Here is a 12,444-nt window from a genome sequence, read left to right as displayed (position 1 = left end):
GCCCTGAAGCAAGCTGTTAGCTAGAAAATCAAACTCAACATAGACAGAGCCTCTGGGTGCAGCTTCTTTAAAGTCGGAGATGCCATTAGTCGAAATAAAGGTTTGTACTCCAGCGCCTTGCACCACTTTATTTGTATTTTGCATCTGCACCCGCTCATCAGGAGACATCCACCTTCCTACACGAGTCGTGCTGACATCGTTGATTACCTTGGTTTCGCCAAGTTTTAACGGAGAACTGACTGTTGCTTTTGCACCGAAAAACCAATCTTATTTTTTTGACTTACTGATTACATAGTGATCAAGATATTCTTTCAGCGGCTTGGCGGTCCCTAAAATATGAAGCTCTCCAGTTTCCTTATCAATCAGGAATGGTCCGTTTCCAGCCAGTTGAGCCGACAGACTCCCTGTCTCCAAATACTCTTTAGATTGATAGCAAAAAAACCATCCCTCAGAGAACTCGCCCTCATGTGTTAGCTGCAAAGCAATCTCAGAGTCTTTCAAATATTCCTGAGCTCTTTCCAAAGCGTATTCGTAGGTAATCATTAGTTAGTTCTCAGTAGCTGCAATGTCTTAAAATCACTCTTATTTGCCGGCTTTCCAGTCTGCCCATCGAGATAACGAATAGCCCCATTCTGATTAACCACGTTGAATACATGGCCTGGCTGACCTGGACCATAGGAGCCAAACACAATCCCACGTGCGCCGTCCCCACCACCAATCATGTGCTGGGTGATGGTTTCGGGTGAAGACACACCGCTAAACTTAGCTCCATATTGCTTCTCCAGCACGGTCAACGGAACACCCTTGGTGGAGTTTATCGGCAATGCAGATGCTGGATTACCTGCCAGTGTTACATCAGTAGCAATTGAAAAATTAACGCAGTTATGAGTTCGCCCAGCGTCTGGATAACCTGGATTGACGTTCCTTATTGAACCGGCAGTTTCGTCCGCAACCCCCGCCGCTTTTGCACCATTAAATCATGTTGAGTTCTCGTAGTTTTTTCTCGTTCACAAACTCCAACTCTCCACTACCCACCTTATAACTATCTGAGTAAGTGGAATGACCACAGACGTTACACTGGAAAGCAAGCAACCCGTTATATCTACCGATAAAAATTCGCATCCCGTCGGATAGACACCTAGGGCATTTCCTATCGACCTCAACAGTTATCAACTGTTCCAGTGTGTCACGTAGAAATCTCGCAATAGCCTCTGTCTCATTAGCTTGACACCCAAAAATCACCTTCTTCAAATGAGCTATATCGCTAAGTAGAAATGATGAAAATTCAACCGGCATTAAATTCTCATCAATGTGCGAAAACTCATCAAACCTATAGGTCGAAAACGGCTCAACCGTGAAGCATTTGTAGTCCCCCCTAATCCACGAAAGAACCACCACAAAAACCTCCCTTAAAGATGAATTCTCATCCAGCAGCGTCATAGCCAATTGAAGTTCACGCCATACATACACTGGGAGAGATGGCATTAGTTCGCTGCCTTAGCTGGGAAAGCTGTTATCAAACTGCCTGCCTTATCGGTAAAATTTGCTGCGCAATATTTTTCAGATGTCGTTATAGGACGTTTTTACCAAATTATTTTCCCAGTGAAAGGCTCGAGTCGAAATTACTTTCGACGCCCACACTAAATAGATACTCCCTTGACCTTGCGAAATCATTCTTTGCGACGGTAAACGGCCCTATCAACCCCAGACATATTAGGTAGACTTTCACTCCCAACGAAAATTTCCGACCTACACTTCAGACTCACCCCTTGATATGCAGTATATTGACACATGAGATCCTCTATCTCAGAAATATCATCCGCAATATGCTTTTCAAGATAAAACCTAATCAGCCAAACACCACTTTCACGGGATAAAACCACCATCCGGAAATTTGGAGTTATCCCACCCAACAATGCTTGACTAAGCATTAACACCTGAAAATTCCAAGCTTCTAATTCAGCATTATTCATTTCTGTATCCAATTAGGATTGGTGGGAACGACACTCGGGCTTTTTGTACCTTTGATGATAAAAACATTGGTTGGCTGGTTTGTTATTCCTACTCCAGCGTTAACATTAGTTCCGGTTACATTTTCAAATTTTACCACCGGATACCCTTGAGCATTCTTGCCCAAAATCTTGACCTGTCCTATGCGGTAAGCATCTAGTACCTTTTGTGCGTCATCAACACTGTTCAAAAAACCACCGCCTCCTCGGGCCTCAAGCTCGGGCCTTCCAGCGATATGTCTAAGTTGTTTCTGACTAATTTTGCCAGCTACCGTTGGAAAGTCATTAGGTGTTAAATCTTTTTTCGACCACGCCGCCACAGCCCGCCTATAAGCCACCACCCCCGCCGCAGTCCCCACCCCAACCGCCAGCGCGATCTTCAAATTGTCCGCAATGTCCTGCGCCTGAGCGTCGCTCAGTTCCCATTTCGCCTTGAGCGAATCGACCATCGCACCCACCGAGTGCTCGGTCGTGGCGGTCGCTAACATTTCCTGGAATTCGTAGTTGCCGTTGATAAGGTTCTGTACTGCTGCCCGGGCCTCAGGCGAGGCGTCGTCAGCGATATCGCGGATGGCGTTGAGGTTCGCCTGGGTGTTGGCGACTTCCATGGAGCGTGCGGCGCAAGAGTCGGGGTCGGCCTGGCAGCTGACTATCGCGTCAATGTCCTGCTGCAGGCTCAGTTCTATGAATTTGCGCGTCGTGTCTTCGATGCAGGAGGCGTCGGTGCATCGCGTTATCTGTTTGGCGGCTCGCTCCAGTTGGTTGTGTGACAAGTAGTTGTATTGCGTGGCGTTCTTCGCCACCCAACTGCCGGTCTCCAGCTTGGCTGCGTCCGTATCGCTCTGCGCCGCAGCCGCGAGCACGCCGACGATCTGCGAGCTCATGGTGAGCAGGTTGTCGTTGCCCTTGACCAAGTCATCCAGGTGGCCAACCAGCGCTTCGCTCGCCGCCGCAGCCAATGCGCCGGTTTTGAAGTCGCCGCCGGTGGCTTCTGCCAGCAACCCACCGACCATGGCGTGAATCACCACCTTCGGGGCCGAGCCGTCCGCCAGGAGGTTTTTCGTGTAATCCCCGACCAGGTTGAAGCTGGCGGCCGCCAAGGTGTTGAACAAGGCATTTTTCAGCGCGTCACTGACACTGCCGCCCTGCCCCAGGGCTTTGTTCAGCAACACAGAGGTGCCGTTCTGCAGCGCCTGGTTGGCTGCGAACTGGCCGACGCCACTCCAGGTGCCCAGCGAGCCGGATGTAACAATTTTGCCTATGTCGGTCTGGGTGTGGGTGCCGGTCCATCGATCGAAATGGCCCACCGTCAGCCCGGCAGTGATCGCCGAAATCCCATAGCCCTTGATGGCATCGGACGCCGTCACATCCTTGAGAACCGCACCGAGATTGCCCCGGTTATTGACCACGCTGACGCCGGCATTGGTCGACGCGCCGGTGGCTACTGCACCGACCATGGCGCCGCCGACGCCGCCCCCCGCGGCAGCCGCCGCCATGGGTCCGATGACTGCCGACATCACAATGGCAATGATCATTTGCGAGGCGGGGCCCAGCCCGGAGTGGCTGTACTTGAAGCTGTCGTGGACTTCCCTGACCTGACGCCAGTCCACGTCCCCGCGTTGCTCTGCGTCCTTGAGCCAAGCCAATTGCGGGTCGGCCTTGACCATCGCATCGATGGACTGGGTGACGCTCTGCTGGTTGACCTGCTTGATGTCGATCTTCAAACCGTCGACGGCTTTGATCGCAATGGCGCCCCCGGCAACCAGCTGACTCTGGCGCAGCGTTTCGTCAGTGCTGCCCTTGCCCTTGGATGACACCCAGAATGCGTTGTTGTTGGTCTTCTCGTGGCTCTCCTGATGCAGGTCCTTCACCGCTTCGAAGGTCACCGCTCCACCACTGGTGATGGCGATGTCCGCAGCGCTTTCCAGCCTGGCCCCTTGATAAAGCTGGTCACCGCCGCTGATCAGGTTGAGGTTGCCGCCAGTGGTGACCTGGCTGCCCACCGCGCGCAGGTCGGTGACTTCGTCGCGTTGGGTCTTGAGTGCGCCGAAGCTGCCTTTTTTCTTGTAGTCATACAGGCTGTAGTCGCTGTCATTGGCACTCAGCAGCTGCAACTGCCCACCGGCCACCAGATACGCATCCTTGCCGCTGCGAACCTGGCTGGCGTGCAGCACGATGTCTTGCCCCGCACTGGCGGTAAGGGTGCCGCCGGCAGTGAGCTGGCTGCCCACGTGGCGGACCTGGGTGGTTTGCTCATGGACCCTGGCGCCGTCGCGTTTGCTGTTGACCTCATGATCGGTCTCGTTGGCGGCGGCCAATAGGTGGAGGTTGCCACCGGCGGCGACGGTCAAGTCTTTGCCGGCGTTGGCCTGGCTGGCCAATAGCGTGATGTCGCGCCCGGCGTGCAGGCTCAGGTTACCGGCGGCGTTGAGGTTGGCGCCGAGCTGTTCAGTGCGGCTGTGTTGGGTGACGCGGTGGCCGCCGTTTTCCGTGGTGCGGACCTGTTGGGTGTCGGTGACGGCGATGAGGTTGATGTCGCGCCCCGCACTCAGGCTGGCATCGCCAGCGCTGTTGATATCACCACGGTTGGTGATGTCACGACCGGCATTAAGCGTGAGTTGCTGTCCGGCACTGATCCGGCTGGCGGTGTCGAGATGGGTGACGAGGGTGCCGTCGCCCTGATGCCTGGCGTGGGCGGTGCGTTCGTTGATGATGTCGCCGCTCACGCTGGTGAGATCGATGTGACTGCCACGGATCTCACCGGCCATCGCATTGCGGATACTGTCGCTGGCCAGCAGGCTGATGCGGTCACCGGCGCTGATCGTGCCGCCATTGAGCAGGCTGCCATCGCTGATAGCGGTCAGATCCTGCGAGGCTTTCAAGGTGCCCACGCTGACGATATCGCCACCGCTGACCAGGTTGACATCCCGGCCTTGCACCAGGCTGCCGCCCCGCAGGTTATGGGCATCGACCGTTGCCAGGTACAGCACCGGCACCAGCACGTCTTCGCCCTGCACCTGGCGTTTTTCCATCCACACGATGTCGTGGGTCAGGGCCGCCACCTGCTGCGCGGTGAGGCCGACGCCGACACTCAGTTGCAGGCTGTCGCGGGCGCTGAGGCCGTTGTCCATCAGGTAGCGGAACTGTTCCTCGTCGCTCTCCAGCCCGGCGAGAAAGCGTTGCCCGGTCTTCGCCAGCACGGCGTCACGGATCAGGCGGCTTTCGTAGTAGCCGTCGCCCAGGCGTCGCCAGGCTTCGTCGTTGTTGTAGCCGATCTTGTCGAGCAGGTACTGGGAACTGAGAAAGCTGGCAAGGTGGGTGAAGAGTGGATTGGTTTCAATCAGGTAGGGGCTGCCCGGATTCCTGCTGGGGATAAACAGCCCGTATTCACCGCTGGGCAGTTGGAATTCCGGCGGTTGGGTCAAGTCTTCGCTGAGGCGATCAGGGCTCAGTTCGAGGTCGTTGGGGTTGTGGCCTGTTTCGCCCGTCAGTTGCGCCAGGGTGTTTTCACGCAGGGTGCCGTTTTGCAGGTACTCGCTGGCCTGCAGGTTGAGGCTGCCGCCGGCTTGCAGGGTGGCGGCATAGACTGCGCGACCATCCTCGCGCCAGGTCGTGAGTGTGCCGGGGTTGCTGAAGCCCTCCCCTGTCGAGCGCGCCTTGAGTTCGGCAAAGCGCACCGGGTCGAACGGCGCATTGTTGAAGGCCGGCAGGTCGTGGAACTCCATCTGGTCCCACAGGGCTTTGTCGATGCGCCCGGGGGTGCCGATGATGGTGCTGGAAGTACCGGTCTGGGAGGCCGCGCCCTGGTTGATAAGACGGTGGGCGGCGAGGTGCATGTCGCCATTGGCGGCGAGCAGGCTGTAGCGGTTTTCCAGGGTATGCGCGTCGATACTCAGGTGTTTGCCGGCCACCAGTCGCGCGGCCTGGGTGGAGTTAGGCGCGGCGGTTTCGCGCCAGGTTTCGCTGATATAGATGGTGCCGCGCTTGAAGCTGTCGTCGCCGTCGCAGTGCTGGCCGCAGACCCACTGGATGCTGCCGCCGACCAGTTCGCGTTCGAGGGCAAGGTGGGTGCGGGCGTTTTCGAACTCACGGGCGTTGATGTGCAGGTTGCCTTCGGTTTCCACGCTGCCGGAGAGGTTACTGAAGCGCGTGCCGGTGAAACTGAAATCACCGACGCTGTAGAGATCACCTTCGAGGTTGCTGAAATGCTCGCCGCGCACGTGCAGGTCGCCGCCGCTGAACAGCAGGCCGGTGTTGGAGACGTTGGCAGTGAGCAGGAAATGACCTTGGCTGCCGACGCTCCCATGGTTATTCAACTGAGCGGCATTGATCTGCATATGCCGCGCTGCGCTGAGCACGCCGAGGTTGTGCAGTACATCGCGCACGCGCAGTTGGATGTCTTGACCGCTGAGGATCTGGCCGTGGTCTTGGGTGAGGTTTGATGCGCTGATGACGGCATCGCCTTTGGCGGCGATGAGGCCGGTGTTCTTCAGATCGCCATCGATCTGCAGTTGCAGACGGTGGTCGCCGAGCAGTTCGCCAGCGTTGGTGAACGTGCCGGCCGCAATACTCAGCTCACTGCCCGCCCCCACGATCTTGCCGCTGTTGTCGACGGTGTCGGCGACCAGGCTCAGATCGCCTTCGGCATGAATCGTACCGGCGTGGTTGATGGCCTGATTGGCGACAATGTCCAGTTCGCGGGCGGTGACGACCTGGCCGTTGTTTCTCAGGGCCTGGCGAGCTTCGATTCTCGCGCTGTCGGCGGCGATCCGGCCGTTGTTATCGACGTTGCCGCTGGTGATTTCCAGGTGGCCACTGGCGTTGAGTTCACCCTGGTTATCCAGGCGCTGGGCCTGGATGGCCAGCTGTTTGCCCGCGATACGCTGATCTTCCAGGATGCCGCTGACAACCTTGCCCTGGTTGCTGACCGAGGTGCCTTCCACGCTCACATTCCCGGCACTGGCCAGGGTTTGCCGCACCACCAAGTCACCCTGGGCCTGCAGGTTGACATCCCCCATCGCAAAGGTCGGGCCCTGCAAGTCAATCGACTCGGCCTTGGCAGTGAGTGCGCCGACGCTGGTGGTGTGGGACAGGCTCAGGCCACCATTGGCGTTGATCACAATGTCGCCGGCGGTGCTGGCCATATCGCCCGCCAGCCTTACGCCTACGCCCTGTTCAGTGCCCACCAGGCGAATCGTCCCGGCGTACATCCCGCCGAGTGCGCTGGCGTCGATGGCCAGTTGCGGTTTGTCCCAGCCATCCTCGGCATGGGCGTGGGCCTGCAAACTGTCGGCGCTGACATCGTTACGGCCGGTGATGACGGTGAGGTGGTCGGCATGCAACTGCGCATTCAGCTTGGCGGTACGGGTAATCAGGTCGAACTGGCTGACATTGCGTGCATTGAGCCCGGCGCCCTCCACTGCAATATCGCCGCCCTCTACGCGAAAGTGATCCAGCCGCCCGCCCTCGATCACTGGCTTGCCGGTGGTCAATGTCGCGCGAGGCGTATTGATAAACCCGCAGCCATTGCAGGTGATGCCATGGGGATTGGCGACGATCACCCGCGCGGCCTGCCCGGCCACCTCGGTGTAGCCCCCCAAGTGGCTGCGGTTGCCACCGGTGACTTCGTTGAGGATCACGCTGGCGGGTCGCCCTTGCAGGCCTGGGTTGCCGAGGATCACCCCCCCCAGTTGGGTGTGTTGCGTGGCCTGGGTGGCGTTATTGAGGATCAGCCCCTGGCTGCCGACGTTGTAGTCGGTGAACAGGTTATGGGACAGCCCGCTGCCATTGGGCCCGGCGATATTCACCACCGGCACGCCATTGGGTGCATGGCCGACGCTGGTGCCAGGGCTGGCCGGGTCCACGCTCAGCTCTGCGGCGGCGGCAACAATGGGGTTGAGGAAGATGATTCCCGCCAGGCTCAGGGCCAGGCACTGGTGAAACGGGCTGCGCACGTCCATAGGCAAGGTTCCTTGTTGTTATTAGAAAAACAGCTCGATTCGGGCGTAGATCGGGTGTTCGCGGCGTTCAACGACGGCCGGGCGCTCCAGGGAACGGGCGAGCACCAGCGACGCCGCAAGGTGAGTGCCGCGTGCGCTGAACTCCCAGGCATGGCCGGTAAGGCGCCCGGCGACCCCGGGGTTATGCGGGCCGCGGCTGATCACACCGACGTCGTAGCCAAAGCCCACGCCCACTTCGTGCACCCAGGGGCGCAGCGCATCCCAGGCAACCGGTTGGCGCCAGCGCACCTGGCTGCGCCAGTAGCCGCCGCTGTTGCCCGACAGGTTCTGTTGCTGAAACCCGCGCACAGCACCAAGGCCGCCGACGCTCAGGCGTTGTGGTCCATAGAGTTCGTCTTCGGCGTGTTGGCCGGTAGCAAGGCTGTCGACACTCCAGTACTGGCCCAGCCAGCGGAAGGACTGCAAATAGCTGAGGGTCAGGGTGTATTTCTGATAGCGCGAAGTAGGCGCGCCGCGCTGCCTGGAGAGATCGCGCTGGGCGTCCAGGGCACCGATGCCCTGTTGCCAACCGGCATCGAGATTGAGAAAGGCATTGCCGATTCGGCGGCCATGGTTGAAGCCCAGTTGACGCTCAGTGATGCGATGGCTGGAGGTGCGCAGCAGCGCGTCTTCCAGGTAGTTGCGGGTGCGCAGGTGGCTCAGGCCCAGGTTAAATGCCGTCTTGCCCAGGTTATCGCGGTGCAGCACGCGTTCGGCGCGCAACTGCTGGCTGGAGGTTTCACCTGACAGCGCAAAGGCAAACCCGGAGAGGTCGTTACGCGTGCGGTAGTAGCTTTGGCCGTGGCTGAAATTGAAGGTCCACCAACCATACGGCAGGCTGTAGAACAGGTTCTGGCTGTGGGAATGGCGCCAGCGGTCGCTGACGGTGTCGCGGTTGGCCCGCAGGTTCAACTGATCCGCCAGGCCCAGGGGGCTGTCCCAGTCCAGGCCGATACCGGCCTGCTGGCGACCGGTGCTGGTATCGCCATGGTTGTTACGGTTGGCCGAGACGCGCCAGGGTTTGAAGCGCTCGCCTTTAAGCGTCACGCGACTGCCGCCCACCGCCTGCCCCGGCAGGACCTCAAGCTGCGGCTGGCGCGAGGGCAAGCGCGACAGCTGATCCACCCATTGCTCCAGCTCACGCAGGTCGAGCACCTCACCCACGGTGCCGGGGAAGGTCATGGCGGACTCCAGCGGGCTGGCCAGCGATGAGCTGTCGAGTCCTTCAAGGCGTCCTTCCACCACAATGATGGTCAGCTCGCCATTTTTCAGGTCCTGCTGCGGCAGGTAGGCGCGGGTGGTGACGTAGCCGCGATGCAGGTAATGATCAGTGAGGCTTTTAAGCACTGCGTTGAGTTGAGGCACCCCCAGGCAACGCCCCTGCCAGGGCTCCAGCAACGCCTGCCGCTGGCCCGCGGACAGCAACGCAGCGCCTTCGACATTGATGCGCGTGAGGGTGATGCACTGGCCGTCGTCCAGCGGCGCGGGGGCGGTTGGTGCAGCGATCTGGCCCGGCAGGTGTTGCAGGTCTTCAAGGCGGCGACGCTGTTCTTCCAACACTTTCTGCTGACGCTCACGGGCCAGTTCACGGTCGCCGGGCGACACGGTGGACGCGGCAAAAAGCGGACCTGAAAGCAGCGCCATCCCCAGCAGCGCAGGTCGGAAAACAGCTGGCATCCCTTCACCCTCACACAGGTACTCAAATGGAAAGAGCACCCATGCTGCCGAGGCTGAAACGCTTAAGGAAAAAAGGAAAAGTTACAAAAAGTTCGGCGTTTTTGACGTCGTCGCCCTGCCTGTCACACAGCCGTTCGAGGACTGTCAGAGGCTTCCGAACAATGTAAGTCGAAGGAAGAAATCGGATAGGCAGTGAGACTTGAAGAGCGTGTTTCCTGGTTTTTTCATACGTTAAAAATCTCTTCCCCTACAAACAAAAGAGAAAATTCAGAGAAGATAAGAAAGGAGGTCTGTCAGAGGGGAAAGACCGGTCGCTCAGCCCATGAGCACACAGGCATACCTGAAAGCGACAGGCGTAGAACAACGGGTGATCGCGGCTCTTTTACAGCGTAAAAATCGGAGTTACCCGACGAGCGGCAGGCCCTCAACTCAACAACACCACCCCACCCGGCAACTCCGTACACTTGGCCCCATACGCATCCCGAATCAACAGCGCCACCCCTGCCAACTGCTGCAGGCTGAACCGCGCCTGGACGCGCCGTTGGCCAAGTTGCTTGTTGAGCAGCACCAGCATCCCCGGGCGGTAGCGGTTGATTTCGTCCACCACCGTGGCCAGGGTGGCGTTGTTGAAGACCAGCACTTGTTCGCGCCAGGCCACGACCGCCTGGGTGTCCACCACCACCGGTTCGCCCAGGCCGGACGCGTCGTAGCTCAGTTGCCGGCCGCTTTCCAGGCGCACGCTGCGCCCGGCCACGGCCACCGACAGCCAGCCCTCGATACAGGTCACGCACACCGTGCGGTCGGTGTTGCGCAGATTGAAACGTGCCTGCGCCGCGCTCACCCAGCCTTCGCCCGCCAGCACCTTGAGCGGTTGTGCGGAATGGGCGATCACCTCGACTTCGCCTTCGAGCAATTCAAGCCCCTGGCCCACGCGGCTGACGCGCGTCTGGGTGTTGAGTTCCAGGCTGACGCCGTCGCTTAACAGCACTTGGCGCTGTTCGCCGACTTCGGTGCGATAGTCCGCCGTGAGGCCGGCAAAACCACCGGGGGAACCGACGTGCACCATGACCACGGCAGCCGATGCGGCAATCGCGCCGCCCAGGAACGCCCGGCGCCCAAAGCTGCGCGGCTGCGAGACTTGCTCAAGCGCCGGGGCCAGTTGCTGCCACATCGCCTTGGCCTGCTCGAACGCCTGGGCATGCTCGGGGCTTTGCGCACACCAGGCCTTGAGCGCCTTGGCATCGGCCACGGTGGCGCGGCCCGAGGTCAGCAGGACCAGCCAGTCGCGGGCTTCGTCGTGCAGGGGGCTGGCGGCGGATTGCCGAGTGGCACTGAGGCTAAAAATGTTCAAGCGCGCAAATACTCACGGTTTTATCAGGGACTCGACTCTAAGACGGTTTTCCGGCCCCGGGACCGAACCGCTGGATCACTTTTCTTTCCAGGCGCTTGGCGCAGTGGCCCAGGGCGGCCTTGATTTCCTTCTCGACCATGCGCGTGGAAATGCCGAAACGCTGGGAGATTTCCAGGTGCGGGGCTTCTTCCAGGCGGGCGGCAATAAGGATCTTGCGGCGGCGGGCCGGCAGTTCGTAGAGCGCCTTGACCAGGGACTGGATTTCTTTCTGGCCGCCCACCACCCGTGACGGGTCCTGGGCTTCGTCGGCGCTTTGCAGCAGTTCTTCCACCTCGCTGCCGGTGAGCAAGCGCGCGTCGGCCTGGCGGCGGTCGGCGGCGATGTTCAAGGCCATGCGGTACAGGTAGGCATTGGGTTGCGCCAGGTTGGGCGGCACTTCCATGCGGTCGACCCGCAGGTAGGTTTCGTGCAGCACATCGTTGGCCAGGTCCTCCGAGCCCAGGCGCTTGCGCAAACGCACCTTGAAGTCGTCGTAGGAGGCCAGGAACAAGCCGACCATCGTACTGTGCCCGGTATTTTTCATCCGCCCCAGGCTCCGTTTGCTGCTGTGCATTCCATGCGCGTTCCTGTGGTGTCGGGCATCAAAAGTAAAGTCACCGGTTGACGCAGCGAGCTCGGTGCCGGTCGTTCGACCCGCGTGGTGCCCAGGTTGCGTACCAGTGCTTCATCGCGTTGTTCGTCGCCGGTGGAGCTGACCAACCGACTGTGTTCGATCAGCCCTTGGGGGTTGACCCACACCTGTACCAGCGCGCGGAAACTGCCGGGCCGGGTCAGCGGCGAGCGGCACAGGCTGGTCTCGATGGCCTGCTGCAAGGCCGTGGCGTAGCTGTTGTTGATCCGTGCGGCGTTGCGTGCCGCCGCACCACGGGTGGCAGGCGGCTGGCTGACCGCGGGCAACTGCAAGGTGAACGCATCATCGCGTGCATAACGCGCCATCAGGCCACTCCCCGTCAGCAACATCGCCAGAGCCTCCTGCGCCGTAAAACGTCCGCGCACACTGATGGAACGCCGGCCCCGCGTCAGTTCGCGGTCGACCAGCACCGCCATTCCGGTGGCGCGGCTGTACGCTTGCAGTGCATGTTCCAGGTCCTGCGCCGGCAGGTTCAACAGCAGCAGCGGTGACTCCGCCTGCGCGACGCGACCACCGGCCAGCAGCAACAGCAAGACCAGGGCGCATACGGCGCGCCTCCAGCCCCCCTGTTCACCCCCTGCTCTGCATCGCTGCACGGCCGACGCGCCCTAGAAAACCGTCATCCTGAGGCCAATTTATGAACCTGATGTTACGGTGATAGCAAAAAAAACATCACGGTGACGAGAGGCCCGCTGCACTAGACTTGCACACCAACCG

Annotated in this window: 8 protein-coding genes and 1 pseudogene; all 9 read right to left on the bottom strand. The window is 59.7% G+C overall.

Translation table 11 applies throughout. The features are described 5' to 3' along the window. Positions 1–12: 12 nt before the first annotated feature. Positions 13–144, bottom strand: a pseudogene (locus tag AC07OP_RS19695) (TreTu family toxin); the annotation flags it as partial. Positions 145–267: 123 nt separating this feature from the next. Continuing rightward, positions 268–543, bottom strand: coding sequence for a YrhB domain-containing protein (locus AC07OP_RS19690; RefSeq protein WP_027607551.1), 276 nt, complete (start codon positions 541–543; stop codon positions 268–270). Then, positions 543–929 (bottom strand): toxin glutamine deamidase domain-containing protein, encoded by a 387-nt coding sequence (locus AC07OP_RS19685; protein ID WP_495102231.1) that lies wholly within the window; start codon positions 927–929, stop codon positions 543–545. Before AC07OP_RS19685 ends, AC07OP_RS19690 begins: the two co-directional genes overlap by 1 nt. Positions 930–1,670: 741 nt before the next feature. Next, a complete protein-coding gene (locus AC07OP_RS19680; RefSeq protein ID WP_495102216.1) occupies positions 1,671–1,973 on the bottom strand; it encodes a MafI2 family immunity protein in 303 nt (100 codons plus the stop codon). Then, on the bottom strand, positions 1,970–7,969 hold the full coding sequence (locus AC07OP_RS19675) for a two-partner secretion domain-containing protein (protein ID WP_495102215.1): 6,000 nt from the start codon (positions 7,967–7,969) through the stop codon (positions 1,970–1,972). The genes AC07OP_RS19680 and AC07OP_RS19675 overlap by 4 nt, the downstream gene beginning before the upstream one ends. A 21-nt stretch (positions 7,970–7,990) precedes the next feature. Next, positions 7,991–9,685 (bottom strand): ShlB/FhaC/HecB family hemolysin secretion/activation protein, encoded by a 1,695-nt coding sequence (locus tag AC07OP_RS19670; protein ID WP_495102214.1) that lies wholly within the window; start codon positions 9,683–9,685, stop codon positions 7,991–7,993. A gap of 424 nt (positions 9,686–10,109) precedes the next feature. Then, positions 10,110–11,036 carry a FecR family protein gene (locus tag AC07OP_RS19665; RefSeq protein WP_115488568.1) on the bottom strand — a complete coding sequence of 309 codons (927 nt, stop codon included), beginning with the start codon at positions 11,034–11,036 and terminating at the stop codon, positions 10,110–10,112. A 37-nt stretch (positions 11,037–11,073) separates the two neighbouring features. After that, positions 11,074–11,619, bottom strand: a complete 546-nt coding sequence (locus tag AC07OP_RS19660; RefSeq protein WP_027607555.1) for an RNA polymerase sigma factor — start codon at positions 11,617–11,619, stop codon at positions 11,074–11,076. Continuing rightward, on the bottom strand, positions 11,616–12,260 hold the full coding sequence (locus AC07OP_RS19655; RefSeq protein WP_330216481.1) for a secretin and TonB N-terminal domain-containing protein: 645 nt from the start codon (positions 12,258–12,260) through the stop codon (positions 11,616–11,618). The genes AC07OP_RS19660 and AC07OP_RS19655 overlap by 4 nt, the downstream gene beginning before the upstream one ends. Positions 12,261–12,444: the final 184 nt, after the last annotated feature.

The sequence above is a fragment of the Pseudomonas sp. GW821-FHT09D08 genome, assembly GCF_059416305.1.
This window is presented reverse-complemented; position numbering and strand designations above follow the sequence as displayed.